Below are 22,495 nucleotides of genomic sequence, written 5' to 3' on the forward strand. Positions count from 1 at the left end.
TTCCGATTTATTTGACCTGGATCGACCCCTGGTTGGCAGTGGCACCTCCAAGCAAACCGCCCTTGGCGATGTTGGCCGAGTTCTTTACCGTGGCCTGGTTGCTGATGACGGATTGCTTTACCGTGGAACCTTTGATCTGGACCGAACCCTGGTTGGCTTCGGCGCTTCCAAGCAAACCGCCCTGGGCGATGTTGGCCGAATTCTGCACCGTCGCGCGGTTGCTGATGACCGATTGCTGGATTTTTGAGCCTTCGGCCAAGGCCAAGGTGGAAACGCCCATGCCCAGAACGATCGCGGTCAAAGTGGTCAGCTTTTTCATGATGTCTCTCCTCTAGGTTAATCAACAAGTTGTGCCTGTTGGCAAGTTCAAGTGTAGGTTGAGTTTGGCAAGTTCACGATCGCCTCGCTCACCCTCGATACACGGACCTGCTAGGAATTTTTTTGCGAGAGATGTTTTATGAAATTTTTGTATATGTTTATTCTGTATCGAGTTTTTACCGCGTTGGACCCAAGGTCCGGCTTTAGGGATAATATCGAATTTTCCGTGTTTTGAAAGATCGCATGCAAGAACGTTTGCAAAAGCTTCTGGCGCAGGCGGTGGCGGAGCTGCGCCGGCAAGGTCGGTTGCCCATGGGGGCAGAGCCTCCCATTCGTGTGGACCGCACGCGTACTCCCGAGCACGGGGATTTTTCCTCCAACCTCGCGTTGCTCTTGGCCAAAGCCTGTGGCGAAGCGCCGCGGGTCTTGGCCGAGAAGATCGTCCAGGCGCTTCCAACCGATCCTTACGTGCGGCGCGTGGAGGTCGCCGGCCCGGGGTTCATCAATTTCTTCATCGATCCCAACGCCCAGTTCGAGATCGTTCCCCGGGTCCTGCGAGAGGGCGAGAATTTCGGCCAAAGCCGATTCGGACAGGGAAAGAAAGTCCATATCGAATTCGTCTCGGCCAATCCCACCGGTCCCCTGCACGTAGGTCACGGCCGCGGCGCCGCCTATGGGGCGACGCTCGCCAACCTGCTCGAGGCGGTAGGGTTTGAGGTCCACCGCGAGTATTACGTCAACGACGCCGGCCGCCAGATGGACATCCTCGCGGTGAGCGTGTGGCTGAGGTATTTAGAGCGCCTAGGCGAGCGCCTGCCGTTTCCGCAGAGCGGCTATCGCGGGGCTTATATTTTGCCGATCGCCGAGGCCTTACACGCCAAAGTCGGCGCCGCACTCCATCGCCCGGCCCAGGCGGTGTTGGCGGATCTGCCTCCCGATGCGCCGGAAGGCGATAAGGAGCGTTACATCGACGCTCTGATCGCGCGCGCCAAGTCTTTGCTCGGGGAAGAGGCCTACGCCCAGGTTTTTGAGACGGGGCTTGGGTTGATCTTGCAGGACATCCGCGAAGACCTTGAGGCGTTCGGGGTGCGTTACGATACGTGGTTTTCCGAGCGTCAATTGATCCGCTCGGGGCGGGTCGAGGAGGCGATCGCGCGCCTGCGCCGGGCCGGTTTCTTGTACGAAAAAGATGGGGCGCTGTGGTTTGCTTCCAGCCGCTTGGGCGATGAAAAAGACCGGGTGGTGGTGCGCGAGAACGGCCAATACACTTATTTCGCCTCCGACATCGCGTATCACCTGGACAAGATCGCGCGCGGTTTTGACCTTTTAATCGACGTCTGGGGCGCCGACCACCACGGCTACGTCCCGCGCCTGCAGGCGGCTCTTGCCGCCTTGGGGTATGACCCGCAAAAACTTACGGTGCGCCTGGTGCAGTTCGCCGTGCTCTACCGCGGCCAAGAAAAAGTGCAGATGTCCACGCGCGCTGGGGAGTTTGTCACTTTAAGGCAGCTGCGCGAGGAAGTGGGCAAAGACGCCGCCCGCTTTTTTTACTGCATGCGCAAAGCCGAACAGCACCTGGACTTTGATCTGCAGCTGGCAGTCTCGCAGACCAGCGACAATCCGGTCTATTACGTCCAGTACGCCCACGCGCGCGTCTGCAGCGTGTTCAAGCAGCTAAAAGAGCGCGGCTGGGCAAGAGACGTCGCCCGCGGTATGGCGAATCTTGCGCGCCTGCGCGAGCCTCACGAACTGGCTTTGCTTGCGACTTTAGCGCGTTATCCCGAAGTGATCGAGCGCGCGGCCAGACAATACGAGCCGCATCAGCTCACCCATTACCTGCGCGAATTGGCGGGCGAGTTCCACACCTATTACAATGCCCATACCTTCTTAGTGGAGGACGCGAACTTGCGCGACGCCCGCTTAAATCTCATCGATGCGGTCCGCCAGACCCTGGCCAACGGCCTGGCGCTTTTGGATGTCTCGGCTCCCGAAGCGATGTAAATGGTGCGCCCGCCGAGCTATCGCGGCCGCGTGGTCAGCCGACGCCAAAGGCATCGGTTGCGGCGGGAGCGCCGAGCTTCGAAATGGCGCTGGTGGATGGCGGTGTTGGCGCTAGGAGCGCTTGGCGTGCTGGGGGTTTGGTTGGCGCGCGAGGATCCTTCCCGTCCTTCCGCCCCGCCTCCCCAACCTGCCGAGCCGGCCAAGCCGCAAAGCCCCGCTCAACCCCCGCCTAAACCCGCGGCGGCTAAACCAGCTTCCAAAGAGCCGCGGTTTACCTTCTACACCCTGCTGCCGGAAAAAGAGATCACTCTCCCCGAAGGGGAGGTGCGGGCACGCAAACGCGCCGAAAGCTTGAGTCGGACCAAGCCAAACGATTACTTCATTCAGGTCGGCTCGTTCCACAGCTTAGGCGAGGCGGAAGCGATCCAGGCCAAGTTGAGCCGGCTCGGGGTCAAGGCCAGACTGGAGCAGACCGAGATCGGCAAGGTCTTGTGGTACCGGGTGCGGATCGGGCCGTTTGCGACCTTGCGCGAGGTCGAGGCGATACGGGATAGACTTCGCCAGCACCGGATCGACAGCATCGTGCAGACGGTGAAACGATGAAAGCGCTCGTTTGGCTGGGTTTGCTTTTGCTCGCCGGCTGCGCCGCGGTCTCGCCGCGACCTGAGGCGCCAAGCGCCCTGCCGGCGGCGCCTGCCGCCGGCAGGGGATGGTGGTACGCGGCGTTTGAATTTGCCTGGCCCGAAGGCGAGGCGCCGGCGTGGCACCGGGACGTGATGGTCGCCCACCGCGTCGTCGCCCCGATCCTCAAGGCGTACCGCAGCCAAATCGGCTACTGGCGGATTCATCGGCGCGCCGCCCGAGACGGGGCGGGCCATAGGTTCAGCTTCATTTTCTATGCCGAGCCGCGCACCGCCCAAGCGATTTACGCCGCCATCGCTTCGGATCCAAATCTTGAAGCGTGGCGGCGGCGGGGAATAATCCGTAAAACGCAGTTCGACGACCCCGACAAGATCACCCGTCCCCGCCTCGAGGATACCAGCGATCCGGCCTGGCCCGAGCTGATCCAAAAGACCTGGCCGGCCTACATTCAGGGGGTTTGTGAAATGTGGCTGGAGCTGGTGACTTACCTGGCGGCGGAATTGGCTGGAGAGACCTTGGAGGAAGAGCCTTATCGCCGGGTTCAGGAGGCCCTGGACGCGCTTTGGGCCGCCAACGCAAATCACGCGTTCCTCCACCACCTCAACGCCATTTATGCCTACCAGCCCTTTTGGACGCGCTATTAAAAAACGACTGGCTTTTGGCCGCCTCATCTTCTACACTGCAGGCTGAACGCCGCCTCTTGCGGCGGGTCTTAACAAAGTTGTTTTACGTTACTTAAAGGTTTTTTGATGCTCTACGGTTTGTTTGAACTTCCCGGGTGGGGATATCTTCTCGTTGTTTTGGCCTTAACGCATCTCACCATTGCCTCGGTCACCATCTACTTGCATCGCTGCCAGGCCCATCGGGCCTTGGAGCTGCACCCGATCGCGGCGCATTTTTTCCGCTTCTGGCTGTGGCTGACCACCGGCATGCAGACTAAGGAATGGGCAGCCATCCACAGAAAGCACCACGCCAAGTGTGAAACCAAAGAGGACCCGCACAGCCCCCAGCAACTCGGAATCAAAAAGGTCCTGCTTGAGGGGGCGGAACTCTATCGCCAAGCGTGCCAGAATCGGGAGGAAATCGAGCGCTACGGTTGGGGGACTCCCGATGATTGGTTGGAGCGCTGGGTCTACAGCCACAAGCTCTTCTCCAACGCCGGTATCGTGCTCATGCTCGCCTTGGATGGGATAGCGTTTGGCGTATTGGGGCTCACCGTCTGGGCGCTGCAGATGCTTTGGATCCCGTTCTGGGCCGCCGGCGTCGTCAACGGTCTCGGGCATTACGTGGGCTACCGCAATTTTGAGACCGAAGACGCATCGACCAACTTGATTCCTTTCGGGATCCTGATCGGCGGCGAGGAGCTCCACAACAACCACCACGCCTATCCTTCCTCGGCCAAGCTCTCAACCAAGTGGTGGGAATTCGATCTGGGTTGGGGGTACATCCGGCTACTGTCCTGGCTCGGCTTGGCCAAGGTCAAACGGGTGGCGCCAAAAGTTCGGATCGAACGCCGCCTTGCCCCGGATCAAAGCACGGTGCAGGCGGTGTTGCCCAACCGCGGCCACGTCCTCAAGCTGTATGCCCGCACGGTGATTCTGCCGGTGCTCGAGAGAGAATACCGCGCCGCCGACCACAAGCTCCGCCAAGCGCTAAGACAGCTCAAGCCCCTGTTGGTCCGGGAAGACATTCTGGCGCTGAAGCCGTGCCTAGAACCTCTCCTTCAGCACGCCATCGCCGCCAGTCAAAGTTTGCAGACCGTTTACCAGTTCAAGCTCAAGCTGAAAGAGGTCTGGGCGCGCAACGCCCCGCATCCGCAGTTTCGCCTGGAACGGCTCACAGCCTGGTGCCTCGAGGCCGAACAGTCGGGCATCGACGCGCTGCGCGAGTTCGCTGCGCAGCTTGCCGGATACAGCATGCAGCCGGCTCGTTGATGAGCTTTACTCCTTGTCGTCCCGCGCTTTGGCGGCTAAACTCAGAGCGCTGACTTTGACGAGGAAGGGCGTGGCTTATTTTAAGCTTGCCGTTTGGCTTTTGCTCTGCGTGCCGCAGGTCTTCCTGCCCCTCGTGCACGCCCACGTGGGTGGGGAAAGGGCGCCTGGAGCGGTGCATCTTCCGGGCCTGGAGCGCTATTCTCACCCGGACGGTCCCGAGCTCTCTGGGGGTGCGGCGCTGCCTGCGTGGGAAGGGGCGATCGTTCGCTCCGACGACGGCCTCCGCCGCGAGCCTGTGGCGACTCTGCCTTGGCTTGCGATCCTGCCCTCCGCCTTGCCTTCCCGGCTTTTGCCGGCCGCGTTTTTGCCGCCGCCGACCCCGGCGCCATCGCCGCCGCCATCCTACCTGCCTTCTCCGCGGCCGCGCGCGCCGCCGGCCTAGACTTCGTTTAGGCGCTGTCCGAGGGTATCCTCGGGCTTTCTTGAAAATCCACTTTAACGGGAACCGCGATGCGTGTAGGCAAGGTTCTGCTGCAGGCCGTCCTTTTTTCTGCTTGGCAGGGTTTGGTATGGGCTGAGGATCGCGCGCTCGATTCCCTTGGGCTTGACAGCCATCCCGCGGCGGGGGAAAGGCCTCTGGTGCCGCACATCGATCCGCTGGTCTATGACCCTAAGCTCAGCTTGCGCGAGGTGGTCGAGACCGCCTTGGCCAACTTCCCTAAGACCTTCGTGGCGCAGGCGTTTGGCGAGGAGGCCCGGGCTTGGGAGCGGCGGGCGCGCAGCGTGTTGCCAGGACCGGTGGCTTTGGCCGGGAATTACAGTGGCGACCGCATCGGCGACAATACCGGCGCCTGGGCGGTCGATACCGAGCTTATTCTGCCGTTGTGGAAGTGGGGCCAGCGGGCCATCGCCCAGCGCGTCACCGAGAAAGCGCAGCAGTACGCCGAAGCTTACCGGCGCGGGCTGCGCCTGGAGGTGGCGGGATTGGTGCGGGAGGCGCTGTGGGAGGTCAAGCTCAGAGAAACCGAATACCAAACGGCGCGCAAGATTTTGGCCTTGAGCGAGCGCCTGCTGGCCCAGGTCCGGCGCCGGGTGGAGGCGGGGGACCTGCCGCGCACCGATTTGCTCTTGGCTGAGACCGATTTCCTCAAGGCCCAGTCCGACGCGGTGGCCGCCGAAGCCGAGTGGATGCACGCGCGCTGGCGCTACCGCAACCTGACCCAAATCGACAAGGCTCCGGCCCAGTTTGAGGAGGTCTTGAGCGCCCAGTCCGCCATCACTCCCGAACACCCGCTGCTTACCGCCTTGACCCTGAGGATCGAAGAGGAACGGGCGCGGATGCAGTATGTCCGCTACGAGGCCGACGTGGGCGATCAGCAAATCCTCCTTACCTTGGGCAGCCGCCACGAGCAGGTGGGGCGCGGTGGGGAGACCTTAAACAGCATCAACGCGCGCCTGTCGATCCCGTTGTTCGGTGGGGGATATCAGGCGCCCAACGTGGCGGCGGTGCGCACGGCGCTGGCGGAAGCCGAAGCCCAGCGCGGCGAAGTGCATCGGCAGTTGGAAAGGGACTTGCACGAGGCCGAGCACTTGCTGCAGGTCGACCGCATCCAGCTTAAGCAGGCCGAGGCGCGCCGCAAGCTGGCCGAAGCCAACCTCGAGCTTGCCCACAAGGCGTTCGCCGCCGGCGAGATGGATCTGATCGATCTCTTGAAAGTCCAGTTGATGGCCCAGGAAGCCCTGCGCGACGCCGAACGCTGGCGGGTCCAGATAAAGCGTGACATCGCCCGTTATAACCAGGTGGTGGGGGAGTTGCCATGAGATGGGTAGGAATAGGTTTGGGGCTGTTGGCTTTGAATTTGGCGGCGGGGGAAACCATCGTGCCGCTGACGGCGGCCCAACTGGAACGCCTAGGGGTGGAATTTGCGCAGCCGCAGCCGGTGAATGCGATTCCCCTGGGCGAGGTGCCGGCTATGGTCACCGTCCCGCCGCAGGCGGAAGCGGTGCTCAGCGCGCCGGTGGCCGGCCAAATCGAGGAGGTGAAGGTAGCGCGCGGCGACGCGGTGGCGGCCCGCCAGGTGTTGGTGGTCATGCATAGCCCCGAGTTGCTGGCCAAGCAGCAGCGCTTGCTCGAGGCCCACCAGGAATTCAAAGTGGCCAAAGCCCGCTACGAGCGCGAGCGATCCTTGTTTGCCGACAGGGTGATCGCTCAAAGCCGCTTCCTCGAGACCGAAAAGAGCTGGCGTCAAGCTCAGGTCGCCTACGCCCAGGCGCGGGCCGAGCTGGCGGCGTTGGGGATTGCCCAGGCGGCCATAGCCCGGCTGATCCAGACGCAAAAGCTCGACGGGCGGCTGAAACTCGCCTCGCCGCTGACGGGGGCGGTGATCGCGCGCGAGGTGACGGTCGGCCAGTGGGTGGACAGACTTGCCCCGCTTTTGCGCCTGACCGCGACTTCCACGTTGTGGCTGGACATGGAAGTAGAGGCGGCGCGCGCCGAGCGCTTGCGTCCGGGCGCGCCGGTTTACGTCGAGCCGCAAGGGGCGCGCGGGGAGGTCTTTTTGGTTGGGGAGACGGTGGATCCGGCCACGCAGACCACGCTGGTGCGGGCCAGGCTGACTGAACTTCGCGGCCTGCGGCCGGGCCGCAAGGTGGTCGCCGCCTTGTTTGAGCCAAGCGCCGAGCCTTTGCTCAAGCTCCCGCGCAGCGCGCTGGTCGAGCAGGAAGGCGCCCCGTTCGTGTTCGTGCGCGTCCCGGAGGGAGTCAAGGCGCTGCCGGTGAGCGTGAAAGCCCAAACGGAAGCGGAGGCGTTCCTGACCGGGATCGATCCGACCGCCCAGGTGGTGAGCCAGGGGACGGCGGCGCTCAAGGCGGCCTGGCTGGGCGAGGCGGAGGGCGAAGAGTGATGGGCGCGGTGATCCGCTTTGCCTTGACCCAACGCCTAATGGTTCTGCTCGGCGTGGTCGTGTTGGCTGGCCTAGGCTGGCACGCCGCCACGAACTTGCCGATCGACGCCTTTCCCGACGTCTCCACGCCGCAGGTGAAAGTGATCGTCAAGGCGCCGGGGATGACCCCAGAGGAGGTAGAAGCGAGGATCACGCTGCCTATCGAACAAGAGCTTTTAGGCCTGCCGCGCCAAAAGATGCTGCGCTCGATCGCCAAGTACGCGCTCACCGACCTCACCATCGATTTCGAGGAGGGGACCGACGTGTACTGGGCGCGCCAGCAAGTGGCCGAACGCCTAAACAACGTCTGGGGGGAGTTGCCGCCGGGAGTAAGCGGCGGGATCGCGCCGCTGACGACGCCGCTCGGGGAAATGTTCATGTTCACTATCGAGGGCGAGGGCTTGAGCCTGATGGAAAAGCGCCGGCTCTTGGATTGGGTGATCCGGCCGGCGCTGCGCACCGTTTCCGGGGTGGCCGACGTGAACGTGCTCGGCGGCTACGTGCGCAGCTTCGAGGTGGTGCCTGAGGCGGCCAAGCTGGCGCAAGTGGGCGTGAGCTTGGATCAGCTCGTTGCGGCCTTAAGCCGCAACAACCGCAACGACGGCGCCGGGCGTTTGGAGGTGGGCGAGGAGGCGCTGCTGGTGCGCGCGCAGGGGCGGATCCAGACCTTGGACGACGTGCGCCGGATCGTGGTGGCGGAAAAGGGCGGCACGCCGATAACCGTCGGCGATCTGGCCAAAGTGCGCATCGGCGCCTTGACCCGCTACGGCGCTTTGAGCGCCGACGGTCGCGGGGAAACGGTGGAAGGGTTGGTTTTGTCCCTGCGCGGGGCCAACGCCCGCCAGGTGGTCGAAGGTGTGCGCGCCAAGCTCGCCCAGCTTGCGCCGAGCTTGCCGCCGGGGATCGAGCTTAAGGTGCTCTACGACCGCGGCAAGTTGGTGGACCGCGCCGTGCACACCGTGGTCAAGGCGCTGCTCGAGGCGATCGGCCTGGTGCTTATCCTGTTGGTGTTGTTCCTAGGGGAACTGCGCGCGGCGGTGACGGTGGCTTTGATCCTGCCCTTGGCGGCGCTGACCACGTTCCTGGCGATGCGCTTGTTTGGCCTGTCGGCCAACCTGATGAGCCTGGGCGGCTTGGCGATCGCGATCGGGATGCTGGTGGATGCGGCGGTGGTGGTGGTGGAGAACATCGCCACCTATCTAAGCCACCCCGAGCGATCTTCGCGCCTGCCGTACCTGCACGTGATCTACCGGGCGGTGCGAGAGGTGGCCCAGCCGGTGACCGCGGGGATCTTGATCATCGTGATCGTGTTCCTGCCCTTGCTCACCCTGCAAGGGTTGGAAGGCAAGCTGTTCATCCCGGTGGCGCTGACCATCGTGTTCGCCTTGAGCGGGTCCTTGCTTTTGTCCTTGACCGTGATCCCGGTGCTGGCCTCGTACCTGTTGCGCCCGCTTCCCCACCGTGAGCCCTGGTTGCCAAGATTGCTCCACCGCCTGTACGCGCCGGTGCTCGCTTTTAGCCTGGCGCACAGCCGGGCCGTGTTGCTCGGCGCCGGCCTGGCTTTCCTGCTGGCGGTGGGGCTTTATGCCCAGATCGGCAAGACCTTTATGCCGGTGATGGACGAGGGCGACGTCGTCGTCCAGACCGAGAAGCTCCCCTCCATCAACCTGGCTCAGACCGTGCGTCTGGATTTGGCGATCCAGAAAGCGATCCTCGAGCAGGTGCCCGAGGTCGGGCGGGTGGTGAGCCGGGTGGGAACGGACGAGATCGGCCTCGATCCCATGGGGCTGAACGAGACCGACCATTTCCTCGCGCTCAAGCGGCAAGTCCCCGACAAGCAGGTGCTGATCGAGCGGCTGCGGGAGGTGATGGAGCAGTTTCCCGGGGTCGCGTTCGGCTTCACCCAGCCGATCCAGATGCGCGTGACCGAGATGCTGACCGGCGTGCGCGGGGACGTGGCGGTGAAACTATTTGGCAGCGACCTTAGGACCTTAAGCCAAAAGGCGCAGGAGATCGTGCAGGTGCTGCAACAAGTGCCCGGGGCCGTGGACGTGATGACCCGCCGCAACGAGGGGATGCAGTACCTGGAGGTGGTCATCGACCGCTTGGCCGCCGGGCGCTTGGGGCTGGACGTGGATACCCTGGCGCAGCTTTTGCGCAGCCAGATCGAGGGGCTTGAGTTGGGGATCGTGCAGGAAGGCGTGCAGCGCACCCCGTTGCTGCTGCGCGGGGTGGCCGATCCCGACCGGCTGGCGGCGCTTAAGGTCGGCCTGCCGGACGGGCGCGCCATTCCTCTTACGGCGGTGGCGCGCCTGGAGAGGCGCGAGGGGGTGGTGGCGATCGAGCGCGAGCGGGGCCTGCGCTACGCGGTGATCCGCGCCAACGTCCAGGGGCGGGACTTGGTGGGGTTCGTGGAGGAGGCCAAACGCCGGGTGGCCGACCAAGTCAAGCTGCCGGTCGGGTACTACCTGGAGTGGGGCGGGCAGTTCGAGAACCAGCAGCGCGCGGCCAAGCGCCTGGCGCTGGTGATCCCGGCGGCGGTGGGTCTGATCTTTTTGCTGTTGTTTTCCACCTTCGGCTCGGTGCGCCAGGCGCTGCTTGTCTTAGGCAATATTCCTTTGGCGCTGATCGGCGGGGTGGTGGGGCTGTGGCTGTCCGGGGAGTATCTGTCGGTGCCGGCCTCGGTGGGCTTTATCGCCCTGCTTGGGATCGCGGTGTTAAACGGGGTGGTGCTGGTGAGTTATTTCAACCAGCTTTTGGCCTTAGGCAAGCCCATCGACCAGGTGGTGGTCGAAGGGGCGATGCGGCGTTTGCGGCCGGTGCTGATGACCGCCGGCATTGCCGCGTTCGGCCTGGTGCCGCTGCTCTTTGCCACTGGTCCCGGCTCGGAGATCCAACGGCCGCTGGCGGTGGTGGTCATCGGCGGGCTGGTCAGCTCCACCGCCTTGACCTTGATCCTCTTGCCCATTCTGTATCGCCGCTTTGGCGGGGAGCGTCCATGAAGGCTTACCTTTTGACTTTGATCGCCAACCCGGACCTTGAAGAAGCCCTGGTGGACTGGTTGCTGCGGTACGAGGCCCGGTACGGCTTCACCAGCAGCCGGGTCGATGGCCATTCCAGCCGCCTGGAAGGGCTGAGCCTGGCCGAACAAGTGGCCGGCCGCAGGCGCCTGGTGCGGTTTCAGATGTGCGTGGACGAACAGGAGCTGGCGTTCTTGCTCGAGCGGCTCAAGCTCGATTTTGCAAATAGCGGGATCCAATATTGGGTGGCGCCGGTGATCGCAAGCGGCCTTGTGGATTAGCGCGGCCTTAACTTCCCGAACCGCGCGGAGCCTCAAATAACCGTAGCTGGTCGACACGCCCCAGCCGTCGAGCTACGCCATAGATTGAGTTTTCCTCAACGTCCTCGTTACCCCATTGCGTCCAGCCTGGACGCGGGAGACGCGCAAACAGCTCCAAGTAAGGACCAGGGGAGCAAGATTCAATGATTTCATATAGCTCGTCTGGTTTGCGCGAGTGCTCGCGCTTTCGTGAGGCGAATAGATTCACTTGCCTACGCCCAGGAGGAAGGGTGCGCAAATTACCACGGATTCCAAAGAGCACTAATTCAGTCACGTTGCGGAAATAAAACCCTACGCCTCGACCATCCGGGCCACCATCTTTACGAATCTTGTACCAGACAAGATTCGATTTGTAGGTAAACCCCCACGCTTCCATGACTCTTAGCCCTTCTTCGAGTAGGGCATTCGGCACCCACAGATAAAGATGCGATTGCGCTGCAGCCAAACGCGACACCGGCAACGCCATAATTTCTTTTAACTCCATGGTTGGATAGCGCAATAGCCTCCGGTGCTCAGGAGCCACCTTGCCGGTTCGGTTTTGAAACTGCCAAGGCGGATCGGCAAGGATTGTGGAGAACTGACCTGTTACCTTGGCTAATAAATCTTCTGAGGGGTTCGGTACAGGTTTGAAAGCCCTAATGGTCATTGCTGTCTCCTCGTCTTTATACTACGACGACTGTTCTTGGAATGCCAATCAACAAAAGTGGACAGGGGCTGCCTACACCGCGGCGAACCCGTTCCTCAAGCTTGCGCCAATGGGTTGTCGCTTCGCCAAACTTATCGGCCACGAAAGCGTGTGCCCAACCCTCTTGGAACGATTGCTTGGCCTTTGCGGCTTTTTTGATAAGCTCGCGTTGGCGAGCTGTGGGCGTGTAGTAGTTAAGAAGAGCGCTCTCATCGTGGATCCCGTTTTTTCGTGCAAATTCTGCGATAATATCTCGCAGCGAATTTTGCAGCGACTCGCCTCGGGTGATTATTGCCCCCACGGATATGACGCCATCGGCGTGTAGCCTCTTGAAATTTTCTAGATCTCTGTCAAAGAATGGATCTTTGTTGTTCCACTCAATCTCTAGCGCGAGCGTACCAGTGTCGAACCATCTAACGTGGTCGATCTCGTGGGAGATGGATTCTTTTTCTTTGCCGTCGACGATTTTTTTGATTTGGAAGTTATGTTTTTCCCAACCATAATTTGTCAAAGCTTTGCGGATTCGTTGCGTCATCTCACCTTCGCCGCCGCCGCTACGGACGAGTTCTTCCGCTTGAATCTCAAGTTTGTGGAGGACCTGCTCTAACTCAGCTACCCCTTTAGACATGTCGTGTTTAAGTATCGCTTCAGCATGATGTAGAGTGAGAATCTGAAAGCCTTTTTGTTTTAATTTGTCGAACATCTTTTCCCAACTGACCTATGTTTGCAATGCAATTTGGTTAATGAGAGTAGGGAGTCAGGCGGGGTAGATTGACGGATCGCAAAGCGGGGCATAATGCAACAGGTAAACAAGAAATGAATTATACCAGTGATTTGGGAGAAACGACCCTGTAAGAAAAGGATGGCCCTGTGTACACCTCGCTGCGGCAGCAAGACTCTGGTTTAGAACGCGGTAATTTTTTGTGGGAAGTTGTATGCTCACCCGCCGTGCTTTTCCCTTCGGGGGTTTTGGCGTTTTGACCTTGGTTTCTGGCTGCCGGCCGGCGAATTTTCCCGAGTTGCTGGCGGCAAAAGAGGGAAAAATCAGTCATCTGGCGCTTGCGAGGAAGGCAAGGCAGGCGCGTTTTAAAAAACGGCTTTTGGGCTATCCGATCAACATGAACCCCCCTCCTCAAGAGTTTTTCGCCTGGCGGGAGGAACTGCGCCGGGCGGGGATTGGGGAATTCGCCTACAACAACGCGGGAAGCCCCTACAAGCCGAGCACCATCGCCTTTAACACCCACGAGTTCGAGCGCGCGCTCAACGCCCATTTTGGCAAAATGTACGGCTTTCCCCCGGGGGACGTGTGGGGGTTTTTGTCCCACAGCGGCACCGACAGCAACATGCACGGCATGTATATGGGCCGGACCTTGCTCAAAGGGCGCACAGGCATTGCACCCAAGTGCTATTTCACCAAGGAGGCCCACTATTCGATTCAGGTCCTGCGCGATCTGTTGGGGCTGGAGGGGGTGTGGGTGGAGGCCTTGCCAGATGCAGCCATGGACCCGGACGACCTAAGGCGCAAGCTCGCCGCAAACGCCGACCGGCCGGCCCTAGTGGTGGCCACGGTAGGGACGACCTTCAAAGGCGGGATCGACCCGATCGATACGATCCAGGAAGTCCTGCAAGAATCCAGGATTCCTAGCTATCTCCACCTAGACGCGGCCTTGTTCGGGGGGTATCTGCCTTATACCTCACGGGCCACCGAGTTGCTGCATTCGGCAAACGGCCAAAAGCGCTACGATTCGCTGGCGGTCTCCTGCCACAAGTTTTTTGGCTTCCCCGCGCCGGCGGGGATTTTTTTGACCACCCAGAGCCACTTCGAAGAATTTTTGGCGTTTTACGGCCAGGTGCACAACCCCGAATACATCGGCCACGTGCCCGGCACCATCACCTGCTCGCGCGATGCGGTCAAGCCGGCCGAATTTTATTTTTTTACGACGCCAGAGGCAAAAGCCAGGCAGGCCCAGGACGCGCGCGCGATGCTCGAACAGGCCGATTATCTGTTCGAGCAGCTGCAAAGCCGCTTTCCTAGGCTTTGCCCAAAGCGCGCCAATGAGGTTTCCAACACGATTTATTTTTATCGGCCCTCTGCCTGGATTGTGCGAAAATACGCGCTGGCGACGATGCGGCTCGAGGGGCGGGAGTTCGCCCACGCGGTGGTGATGCCGCACGTCGATCGACAAGTTCTGGACGAGTTTCTTACCGATCTGGCAAAAGACGTGGGGTAGAAAATGCAGCGGACGTATTCACTGGAGGCTTTGCTATGACGCCAAAACGCGTCGCCGTCACCGGCGCCGCCGGTCGGATCAGTTATTCTCTGCTGTTTCGGATCGCCGCGGGCGACCTTTTAGGGCCGGATCAGCCGGTGATCCTCCAGCTTTTGGAAATCGAGCCGATGGCAAAGACCTTGCAAGGGGTGATCTTGGAGCTTCAGGACTGCGCCTTTCCGCTCCTTGCGGGCGTTGTCGCTACCCACGACCCGGAAGTGGCGTTCGCCGATGCCGAGCTTGTGTTTTTGGTGGGCGCGCAACCTCGAGGTCCGGGGATGGCGCGCAAAGATTTGCTCCAGGTCAACGCCGGCATCTTCAAGACGCAGGGGCAGGCCCTGGATCGGGTGGCGGCGCCCGAGGCCAAGATTTTGGTGGTGGGCAATCCGGTCAACACCAACGCCCTCATCGCGATCCATCAGGCCAAGCGCCTGGCGCCTGCGAATTTTGCCGCCATGACCCGCCTAGATCACAACCGGGCTATGAGCCTGTTGGCCGAGGCGTGCCGGGTGCCGGTGACCGACGTCCGCCGGGTCGCCATCTGGGGCAACCATTCCGCCACCCAATTCCCCGACCTTATCCACGCCCAGGTCCAGGGCGAACCGGCGCTTAAGCGGGTGGCGTGGGATTGGTACGAAAAGGAGTTCATTCCCAAGGTCCAACGGCGCGGCGAGGCCATCATCGAGTCGTTGGGCAAATCCAGCGCCGCCTCAGCGGCCCATGCGGCCATCGAACACATGCGCAGTTGGGTATTTGGCACTCCGCCCGAGGATTGGGTGAGCATGGCGGTTTTGAGCGACGGCAGTTACGGCATCGCTCAAGGGCTAGTCTATTCCTTCCCGGTCACGGTGGCAGGCGGCCAGCATCGGATCGTCCAGGGTTTGGAACTGGACGATTTCTGCCGCCAGCGGCTGGCCTTGAACGAACGCGAGCTAGTGGAGGAGCGGGAGGCGGTCAAGGATCTGTTGTAAAATAAACGCCGCTTGAAACCGTTGGGGAGGAAATTGCAAATGAAAAACAACGCAGTGTGGGCGAGCGTATTGGGGGCGGTGCTGATGGGACAAGCCTGGGGGGGCGGAGATCCCGCAGCCGGTAAGATCAAGTTTTACACTTGCAGGGGTTGCCATAGCATTCCAGGTTATACGAACGCCTATCCGAGTTATCACGTGCCTAAGATCGGCGGCCAGTACGAACCTTACCTAATTGCCGCCTTGCAAGCTTACAAGGAAGGCACGCGCACCCACGGCAGCATGGCGGGCAACGCCGGGTCCTTGAGCGATCAGGATATGGCCGATCTGGCCGCTTACCTGGCCAAGTTCGAGAGCAAGAGCCAAGAAGGGCCGGTTACCGGCGACGTCGCCAAAGGCAAGGCGCTTGCAGAGAAGTGCGCTGCCTGCCACGGCGCCGACGGCAACGCCCCAGCGCCCAACTTCCCGCGCCTGGCCGGGCAGTACGAGAGCTATCTGGTCAAAGCCATCCAGGATTATCAAAGCGGCAAGCGGCAAAACCCCGTCATGCAGTCTATGGTCCAGGGCTTGACCGAGGCGCAGATTCGCGACCTGGCCGCTTATTATGCCAGCCAAACGGGGCTGGGCATCGTCCAAGACGAGTAAAGCCTAGCCATTGAGCGTTTCTTTGACTTCACAGAGCAATTTGCCTTGCGCCAGGCGGACCTGAACTCGGGCGCCCGGCGCGATCCCACGGGCCGAAGTTAGGATTCGGCCGGTGTCGAGATCGGTGACGAGGGCGTACCCCCGCGCCAGGGTCGCCAGCGGGTTGACCGCCTCCAGCGCCCGGCTCAGCTCGGCCAGGCGCAGGCGACCGGTTTTAAGGCGCATCGCCTGCAATTCCAAAAGGCGCCGGTCGAGTTGTTCAACGCGGCTTTGCAGCTGGGCCAGGCGCGTTTTGGGATGATGGCGCGCTAGGCGGGCCAGGTGGGTTTTAAGCTGCTGCCTGCGGTGGGCGAGCTGACCAAGCAGCGCTCTTTGGGCGCGCAGGGTGAGTTCGTCGAGGCGCTGCATCCAATCGCCGAGGCGTCGTGCCGGATGGTTTGACCGCAGGCGGCCGGTCAGCCAAGCAAGCTGCTGGCGGCTCTGGCGCAGTTGGCGCTCGGCCGCTTGCTGCAGCCGCCTGGTCAAAACTTGCACCTGGCGGTGCAAGTCTTCGCCGTCCGGACTGACGGCCAGAACCGCGGCCGAAGGGGTGGGGGCGCGGTGGTCGGCGACGAAATCGGCGATGGTGAAGTCGATCTCGTGGCCGATGCCGGTGACGACCGGAATCCGGCTGGCATAAATGGCGCGCGCGACTTCTTCCTCGTTGAACGCCCACAGGTCCTCTAGGCTGCCGCCGCCGCGCACGAGCAGCAGAACGTCGCACTCCGCCCGCTGGTTGGCGATCTTTAAGGCGCGCGCGATCTCGTGTTTGGCGGCCGCGCCTTGGACTTGGCAGGGGTAGACGATGACTTCCAGAGCTGGAAAGCGGCGCCTCAGCACGGTGAGGACGTCGCGGATCGCCGCGCCGGTAGGGGAGGTGATGACCCCCACCCGCTCGGGCCACTTGGGCAGCGGGCGCTTGCGCTCTGCCGCAAACAAGCCTTCGCGGGCGAGGCGTTGCTTTAACGCCTCAAAAGCCCGGCGCAGGGCGCCGTCGCCGGACTCTTCCATGGTCTCCACGAGCAATTGATACTCGCCGCGCGCTTCGTACAGGCTAACCTGCACCAAGGCCAAGACGTGCAGGCCGTTGGCCGGGGTAAAGTCCAGCCGCTCGCCGTGCCGGCGGAACATGGCGCAGCGCACCTGGGCTTGGGCGTCTTTAAGGGTGAAATACCAGTGGCCGGAAGCCGGGCGCGCCAGGTTGGAAATCTCCCCCTCGATCCAGAGCTTGGGGAAGCTGTCTGAGAGCAGCCATTTCACCTCGCGGTTGAGGCGGCTTACGGTGTAGACCTCGCGTTCCTGCAAAACCTGCGACGGTACCGCCATCACTCGGCCCGTTTGAAGCGATGGATCTGGCGGCGCTGTTTTTTGTCCGGGCGCCGCGCCGGCTGGGGAGAAATTGCCTCGGCGCGCCGGCGCTTGGCCTCTTCTTGGCGACGGACTAGGCTTTCTTGGGTTTCGGCGTAGAGCAGGGCGGCTTCTTTGGCCGGCCGGCGCTTATCGCTAAGGCCGGTGACGATGACTTCAAACGTGTAAGGGGCTTTGGTGATCTCGATCCGGCTGCCGACGCCGATGGCTTTGCTCGGCTTGACCCGCTGCCCGTCCACGTGCACTTTGCCGCCGCTTATCGCCTCGGCGGCCAAGGCGCGGGTCTTGAAAAAGCGCGCCGCCCAAAGCCACTTGTCCAGGCGCATTTTGCTTAAGGGTTGATCCATACTTGAGCGTTCGAGTTGAGGGCGCTAGGGCAAATCGAGAGAATAACGCAGGATTGGGCTACGCGATCGAATCTTGCGATAGGGTGAATAATGAATCTAGAAAAAGTCATCTTTGGCTTTTTTATCGTTTTGGCGTTGACCTTGAACTTTGGCTTTTTTCTCGGCGAGTTCGACAACCCCGTTTATCATAACGTTTATGAATTGTTCGCGGTCATCGTCGTCAATCTGATCGCGACGGTCCTCAAGCTGGGAGATCGCACCCAAATCGGCGCGATTCTCCTTTCTACCAGCCTGGTGGCGGATTTGGAGCTGATCGCCGCGGCGCTTTATTGGACTATCGTGGTGCATGTGACCGGGAGCGAGCTTACCCCGGACGTGACCGCCACTATCGTCTCTTTGAGCGGAGGCGCGTTGGTGGCGAACGTCGTCTCGGTGGTCATGGTGGTGGCCGAAACTTTGATGCTGCGCCGCTGATGCCCGAACCCAATCTCCCCCGCACTCATCCGGTGACCTTCCTGGTCCTTAGGGAAATGCGCACTCCGATGCTGGTGCTGATCCTGGTCTATGCGGTGGCGATCTTGGGCATGGCGCTGATGCCCGCCAAGGACGGGGGCCACATGAGCTTGTTCCACGCTTTTTATTTTGTCATGTACACCGCCACCACCACCGGTTTCGGCGAGGTGCCGCAAGAGTTCAGCAACGCGCAGAGACTGTGGGCGAGCGTGTGCCTGTTCGTCACGGTGGTCGCCTGGCTGTATGCGATTGGCTCGATCATCCGGTTGCTGCAGAACGTTTATTTTCAGCGCGCTTTGGCGGAGAATCGGTTTGTCTCGGCGGTGCGGCGGCTGCCCGGCGATTTCTTCATTCTCTGCGGGTTTGGCGACACCGGCAGCCTGCTGGCGAGGGGCTTGAGTAACGTCGGGTTTTCGGCCGTGGTCTTGGACAAGGACGAAATTCGGATCAAGGCGCTGGGACTGCGCGACTACAGCGTGCCGGTACCTGGACTTTGTTGTGACGCCACTTTGCCGCAGCACTTGTTGGAAGCCGGCCTGCAATCCCCTCGCTGCCAGGGAGTGGTGGCGCTGACCCGCAACGAAGAAGCGAACCTTAAGATCGCCGCCGTGGCCCGCCTGCTCAACCCCAAAATCCGCATCATCGTCAAGTCGGGCTCCCAGGTCCACGAGGAAACCCTGGCGACTTTGGGCGCGCGCACTTATTTTGTAGATCCGTTCAAGACCTTCGCCGAAGAGTTGGGGGCGGCGATCTGCAACCCTTATCTGTATCTGCTCAACGGCTGGCTGGCGGGGGCTAAGAACTTCCGGTTGGACGCGGAAGTTACGCCGTTGCCCCGCGGGCATTGGATCGTCTGCGGTTTTGGCCGAATGGGGCGGGAAGTCTATAAGGTGCTGACGGGGTTCGGGTTGTCGGTGGCGGTCATCTCCGAAGGGGAAATCGAAGAACCGGTCGATGTCTTCATCCGCGGCAGCGCCACCGCCAAAACCTTGAAGGCGGCGGGAATCAAACGGGCGGTCGGGATAGTGGCGGCCACCGACGACGACGGCCGCAACTTGAGCATCCTGATCAACGCGCGCGCGCAAAACCCTAAAGTATTCACGATCGTGCGCCAGAACCAGCACCAGAACGAATTGGCTTTTAATGCCGCCCACGCCGACATGATCATGCAACCTTCCTTGATCACCGCGCGGCGCATTTTCTTTATGCTCACCACGCCGCTGCTTCGGCGGCTTTTCGTCCATCTGCTGGAGATCCACGCTTCCCGGCCGGAGGTGATCACGGATTGCATCAAGCGCCTGCAGCGGGCGGTGGGTGCTCGTCCGCCGCGTTTGTTGACTTTGAAAGTCCTCGAAAACCAAGCGCCGGCGTTGTGGGCAGCGCTGGAGGCCGGCGCGGCGGTGGCGCTTGGAGATCTTCTGCGCGACCCGCGCGACCGCCGCGTATGGCTTCCTACGGTGCCATTGCTGGTGCGTTCCGACGACGGCGTAACTTACTTGCCAGACAAAAGTTATCGCCTACGCCGGAACGATAGAATCGTGCTATGCGGCACCGAAGCAGCGCATCGCCTATTAGAAGCGACGGTGCATAACGAATACACCTTGTACTATCTGGTGACCGGCCAGGACTTGCCGCGCGCGTATTGGATGCGCTGGCTGCGCAAATGGCAAGGGCAGACCTGGAACGCGGTTTGGCCCCAAGCCGTTCCAAATCGGGCGGAAGGTCATACAGGGCCGGGCTGACCGGCCGCGGCCCGCTGCAACTCGCGCGGAATGGAAAAAGTGATCTTTTCCTCCACCCCCGGGGTTTCCTGGACGATTTCCCCGCCCCACTCGCGTAGTTTGGCTACGACTTGCTGGACCAGGATTTCGGGGGCCGAAGCGCCGGCGGTGACGCCTACGGTTTGGGCGCCTTCGACCCAGCGGCGCTGTAGCTGCGCCGCATCGTCGAGAAGATAAGCCGGTTTGCCCATCTTCTCGGCGATCTCTCGCAGCCGATTGGAGTTGGAGCTGTTGGGAGAGCCTACCACCAGCAAGACGTCGCATTGGCGGGCGAGCTTCTTGACGGCGTCCTGGCGGTTCTGGGTGGCGTAGCAGATATCTTCTTTCTTCGGGCCGACGATGTTGGGAAAGCGCCGCTTCAAAGCTTCGACGATGACTTGGGTGTCGTCCATGGACAAGGTGGTCTGGGTGACATAGGCCAAGTGATCGGGGTCGTTGACTTGCAGCTTTTCCACATCCTCCGGGGTTTCCACCAGATAGATGCCGCCGGTGGGTTGGTCGGTTTGGTACTGACCCATGGTCCCCTCCACCTCGGGGTGGCCGGCGTGGCCGATGAAGACGATTTCCCGGCCTTCTTTGGCGAGCTTGTGGACTTCGATGTGGACTTTGGTCACCAGCGGGCAGGTGGCGTCGAATACGTTGAGTCTGCGCCTTTGCGCTTCTTCCTGGATTTTTCTCGATACCCCGTGGGCGCTGAAGATGAGGGTAGCGCCTTCGGGCACTTCGTTAAGATCTTCGATGAAAACCGCTCCGCGGCGGCGCAGGTTTTCGACCACGTACCGGTTGTGCACGACCTCGTGACGGACGTACACTGGCGCACCGAAGGCATCGATGGCGCGCTCGACGATCTCGATCGCCCGATCGACGCCGGCGCAAAAACCTCGAGGATTGGCGAGTAGGATTTGCATGGTTTTTCCTTTGATTTCAGGAAGCTTTTCGGTCTCAGCGATTCCAAATGCGGAAGGGTTAAACTTGGGTCTATCTGATTTGTCTATGATAATGGCGACCCGTTAGTTTTGGTAGAATTTGTTGGGCTTGCCTCGAGGTTGCCCCGAGTGGGGGCGGAGAGCACAAGAATAAGGAGAAGTTAGCATGTCTAAGGGCCAGAATCTTCAAGATCCCTTCTTAAACACCTTGCGCAAGGAGCACGTCCCAGTATCCATTTATCTGGTCAATGGAATCAAGCTGCAGGGTAAAATCGAATCCTTTGATCAATACGTGATCATGCTCAAAAACTCGGTCAATCAGATGATCTACAAGCACGCCGTTTCTACCATCGTGCCGGCGCGGCCGGTGCGGATTCCTCATAGCTCCGAAGAGGGCGACAAAGCCGAAGAGTAGTAGTTGCGGTAGGCAATTTCTCGCTCGGATGCCATTGATTCCTCGTCCCGCTGGCGAAGCGCGCGCGGTATTGGTCCATATCGCCACGCTCTTCGACGCTGAGGATGTGGCCGAACTTGCGGCGCTCACCCAGTCTGCGGGAGCGCAGCCGGTTGCGGTGGTGCAAGGCAGCCGGCAGGAACCCGATCCCAAGTTCTTCATCGGCAAGGGCAAGGTGGAGGAGGTGCGGCAGGCGGTTGCCGCCCATCAGGCCGATTTGGTCCTGTTCAACCACGCTCTATCGCCGAGTCAAGAGCGGAACTTAGAGCAAGCTTTAGGCGTGCGGGTGGTGGACCGCATCGGCCTGATCTTGGACATTTTTGCCCAGCGGGCCCGATCGTATGAAGGCAAGCTGCAAGTGGAGTTGGCTCAGCTGCGCCGCATGGCCACGCGCCTGGTGCGGGGTTGGACCCATCTGGAACGCCAGAAAGGGGGGATCGGCCTGCGCGGGCCGGGCGAGACCCAGCTCGAGACCGACCGCCGGCTGATCGCCCAGCGCATTCGCCAGATCGAACAACGCCTTCGCAGGGTGGAAAAGCAACGCCGGCAAAGCCGCAGGGCGCGCAAGAAAGTCGAGCTTCCTACGGTGGCCTTGGTAGGTTATACCAACGCTGGCAAGTCCACCTTGTTTAACGCCTTGACCAACGCGCAGGTGTACGCAGCGGATCAGCTGTTTGCCACCCTGGATTCTACTTTGCGCCGGCTCGAGCTGGCCGGCAGCCAAGTTATCCTAGCAGACACGGTGGGATTCATTCGCCACCTGCCCCACGAACTGATCGCCGCGTTCCGCTCCACCTTGCAGGAGACGTGCGAGGCGGAGGTCGTGCTGCACGTGATCGACGCCAGCGCTGACCAACGTCTGGCCCAAATCGAGGCGGTTTACGCCGTTTTAGGCGAATTAGGCGTCGAGCGCGGGCGCGTGCTCGAAGTGTATAACAAGATCGATCGCTTGGGTTTGGCCCCGCGCCTAGAGCGCGACTCGGATGGCCGACCGCGCCGGGTTTGGCTGTCGGCAAAGACCCGCGCGGGGCTTGACCTGCTGCTTGCGGCGCTGGCCGAAACTTTAGCGGCTGAGGTGGTGCGCGCCAAGCTGCATTTGCCGCCGCGCGAGGCAGGGCTTCGCGCCCGCTTGTTCGCTCTGGGGCGGGTTTTGCAAGATGAAGTCGCAGGCGACGGTGGATGGAATATGGAAGTGGAGTTGCCGGCGAGGCACCGGAATATACTCGAGGGCGTTGGCGCGTATTCTTTGCGGTAAGTGTGGGAGGTTGGGTTAAGATAGTCCGTGCGCAATCTGGAATGTTTGAGGTTACGTTGAACAACCA

At 61.3% G+C, this 22,495-nt stretch carries 22 protein-coding genes; 16 read left to right on the plus strand and 6 right to left on the minus strand.

Annotated features, from left to right (window positions below; translation table 11 throughout):
* Nucleotides 1-7: 7 nt before the first annotated feature.
* The gene (locus tag ACYQ3M_RS02400) at nucleotides 8-319 is read right to left on the minus strand and encodes a hypothetical protein (protein ID WP_460034453.1); all 312 of its coding nucleotides are present in this window, start codon (nucleotides 317-319) and stop codon (nucleotides 8-10) included.
* Between the two features lie 242 nt (nucleotides 320-561).
* Here ACYQ3M_RS02400 and argS point away from each other — a divergent pair, with 242 nt between their 5' ends.
* From argS to ACYQ3M_RS02445, 9 genes are all read left to right on the plus strand, one after another.
* Nucleotides 562-2,319 carry an arginine--tRNA ligase gene (gene argS, locus ACYQ3M_RS02405; protein ID WP_460034454.1) on the plus strand — a complete coding sequence of 586 codons (1,758 nt, stop codon included), beginning with the start codon at nucleotides 562-564 and terminating at the stop codon, nucleotides 2,317-2,319.
* Nucleotides 2,320-2,922 (plus strand): SPOR domain-containing protein, encoded by a 603-nt coding sequence (locus tag ACYQ3M_RS02410; protein ID WP_460034455.1) that lies wholly within the window; start codon nucleotides 2,320-2,322, stop codon nucleotides 2,920-2,922.
* Nucleotides 2,919-3,605 (plus strand): hypothetical protein, encoded by a 687-nt coding sequence (locus ACYQ3M_RS02415; protein WP_460034456.1) that lies wholly within the window; start codon nucleotides 2,919-2,921, stop codon nucleotides 3,603-3,605. The genes ACYQ3M_RS02410 and ACYQ3M_RS02415 overlap by 4 nt, the downstream gene beginning before the upstream one ends.
* Nucleotides 3,606-3,710: 105 nt before the next feature.
* Nucleotides 3,711-4,895 carry a DesA family fatty acid desaturase gene (locus ACYQ3M_RS02420; protein ID WP_460034457.1) on the plus strand — a complete coding sequence of 395 codons (1,185 nt, stop codon included), beginning with the start codon at nucleotides 3,711-3,713 and terminating at the stop codon, nucleotides 4,893-4,895.
* Between the two features lie 70 nt (nucleotides 4,896-4,965).
* Nucleotides 4,966-5,337, plus strand: coding sequence for a hypothetical protein (locus ACYQ3M_RS02425; protein ID WP_460034458.1), 372 nt, complete (start codon nucleotides 4,966-4,968; stop codon nucleotides 5,335-5,337).
* A 68-nt stretch (nucleotides 5,338-5,405) separates the two neighbouring features.
* Entirely contained in the window at nucleotides 5,406-6,716 is a 1,311-nt protein-coding gene (locus ACYQ3M_RS02430; RefSeq protein WP_460034459.1) for a TolC family protein, read from the plus strand.
* Entirely contained in the window at nucleotides 6,713-7,798 is a 1,086-nt protein-coding gene (locus ACYQ3M_RS02435) for an efflux RND transporter periplasmic adaptor subunit (protein ID WP_460034460.1), read from the plus strand. The genes ACYQ3M_RS02430 and ACYQ3M_RS02435 overlap by 4 nt, the downstream gene beginning before the upstream one ends.
* A complete protein-coding gene (locus tag ACYQ3M_RS02440) occupies nucleotides 7,798-10,839 on the plus strand; it encodes an efflux RND transporter permease subunit (RefSeq protein WP_460034461.1) in 3,042 nt (1,013 codons plus the stop codon). The genes ACYQ3M_RS02435 and ACYQ3M_RS02440 overlap by 1 nt, the downstream gene beginning before the upstream one ends.
* Nucleotides 10,836-11,138, plus strand: coding sequence for a DUF3240 family protein (locus tag ACYQ3M_RS02445; protein ID WP_460034462.1), 303 nt, complete (start codon nucleotides 10,836-10,838; stop codon nucleotides 11,136-11,138). Before ACYQ3M_RS02440 ends, ACYQ3M_RS02445 begins: the two co-directional genes overlap by 4 nt.
* A gap of 7 nt (nucleotides 11,139-11,145) precedes the next feature.
* On the opposite strand, the gene ACYQ3M_RS02450 is transcribed toward ACYQ3M_RS02445, so the two are convergent.
* Together ACYQ3M_RS02450 and ACYQ3M_RS02455 are read right to left on the minus strand one after the other, a co-directional pair.
* A complete protein-coding gene (locus ACYQ3M_RS02450) occupies nucleotides 11,146-11,823 on the minus strand; it encodes an MT-A70 family methyltransferase (protein WP_460034463.1) in 678 nt (225 codons plus the stop codon).
* Nucleotides 11,824-11,839: 16 nt separating this feature from the next.
* Entirely contained in the window at nucleotides 11,840-12,565 is a 726-nt protein-coding gene (locus ACYQ3M_RS02455; RefSeq protein ID WP_460034464.1) for a BglII/BstYI family type II restriction endonuclease, read from the minus strand.
* 232 nt (nucleotides 12,566-12,797) lie between these two features.
* Here ACYQ3M_RS02455 and ACYQ3M_RS02460 point away from each other — a divergent pair, with 232 nt between their 5' ends.
* The 3 genes from ACYQ3M_RS02460 to ACYQ3M_RS02470 are packed head-to-tail and all read left to right on the plus strand — an operon-like array spanning nucleotide 12,798 to nucleotide 15,745.
* The gene (locus ACYQ3M_RS02460; RefSeq protein WP_460034465.1) at nucleotides 12,798-14,093 is read left to right on the plus strand and encodes a pyridoxal-dependent decarboxylase; all 1,296 of its coding nucleotides are present in this window, start codon (nucleotides 12,798-12,800) and stop codon (nucleotides 14,091-14,093) included.
* Between the two features lie 35 nt (nucleotides 14,094-14,128).
* Nucleotides 14,129-15,103, plus strand: a complete 975-nt coding sequence (locus ACYQ3M_RS02465; RefSeq protein ID WP_460034466.1) for a malate dehydrogenase — start codon at nucleotides 14,129-14,131, stop codon at nucleotides 15,101-15,103.
* A 39-nt stretch (nucleotides 15,104-15,142) separates the two neighbouring features.
* Nucleotides 15,143-15,745: a c-type cytochrome gene (locus tag ACYQ3M_RS02470; protein ID WP_460034467.1), complete on the plus strand. Its 603-nt coding sequence runs from the start codon at nucleotides 15,143-15,145 to the stop codon at nucleotides 15,743-15,745.
* Nucleotides 15,746-15,748: 3 nt separating this feature from the next.
* Here the strand turns inward: ACYQ3M_RS02470 and xseA are convergent, their stop codons facing one another.
* Nucleotides 15,749-17,110 (minus strand): exodeoxyribonuclease VII large subunit, encoded by a 1,362-nt coding sequence (gene xseA, locus ACYQ3M_RS02475; protein WP_460034468.1) that lies wholly within the window; start codon nucleotides 17,108-17,110, stop codon nucleotides 15,749-15,751.
* Nucleotides 17,110-17,499 carry an RNA-binding S4 domain-containing protein gene (locus ACYQ3M_RS02480; protein WP_460034469.1) on the minus strand — a complete coding sequence of 130 codons (390 nt, stop codon included), beginning with the start codon at nucleotides 17,497-17,499 and terminating at the stop codon, nucleotides 17,110-17,112. Before ACYQ3M_RS02480 ends, xseA begins: the two co-directional genes overlap by 1 nt.
* A gap of 90 nt (nucleotides 17,500-17,589) precedes the next feature.
* Between ACYQ3M_RS02480 and ACYQ3M_RS02485 the strand changes: the two genes are divergently transcribed.
* Together ACYQ3M_RS02485 and ACYQ3M_RS02490 are read left to right on the plus strand one after the other, a co-directional pair.
* The gene (locus ACYQ3M_RS02485; RefSeq protein ID WP_460034470.1) at nucleotides 17,590-17,973 is read left to right on the plus strand and encodes a DUF6394 family protein; all 384 of its coding nucleotides are present in this window, start codon (nucleotides 17,590-17,592) and stop codon (nucleotides 17,971-17,973) included.
* Nucleotides 17,973-19,754, plus strand: a complete 1,782-nt coding sequence (locus ACYQ3M_RS02490) for a potassium channel family protein (RefSeq protein ID WP_460034471.1) — start codon at nucleotides 17,973-17,975, stop codon at nucleotides 19,752-19,754. The genes ACYQ3M_RS02485 and ACYQ3M_RS02490 overlap by 1 nt, the downstream gene beginning before the upstream one ends.
* Here ACYQ3M_RS02490 and ispH read toward each other — a convergent pair.
* The gene (gene ispH, locus ACYQ3M_RS02495) at nucleotides 19,736-20,701 is read right to left on the minus strand and encodes a 4-hydroxy-3-methylbut-2-enyl diphosphate reductase (protein WP_460034472.1); all 966 of its coding nucleotides are present in this window, start codon (nucleotides 20,699-20,701) and stop codon (nucleotides 19,736-19,738) included. The genes ACYQ3M_RS02490 and ispH overlap by 19 nt on opposite strands.
* Before the next feature lie 184 nt (nucleotides 20,702-20,885).
* Here ispH and hfq point away from each other — a divergent pair, with 184 nt between their 5' ends.
* Nucleotides 20,886-21,134 carry an RNA chaperone Hfq gene (gene hfq / locus ACYQ3M_RS02500; RefSeq protein WP_460034473.1) on the plus strand — a complete coding sequence of 83 codons (249 nt, stop codon included), beginning with the start codon at nucleotides 20,886-20,888 and terminating at the stop codon, nucleotides 21,132-21,134.
* Between the two features lie 34 nt (nucleotides 21,135-21,168).
* Complete coding sequence (gene hflX / locus ACYQ3M_RS02505) at nucleotides 21,169-22,428, plus strand: ribosome rescue GTPase HflX (RefSeq protein ID WP_460034636.1); 1,260 nt, start codon at nucleotides 21,169-21,171, stop codon at nucleotides 22,426-22,428.
* The last annotated feature ends 67 nt before the right edge of the window (nucleotides 22,429-22,495 follow it).

This window comes from Methylothermus subterraneus (assembly GCF_054656915.1).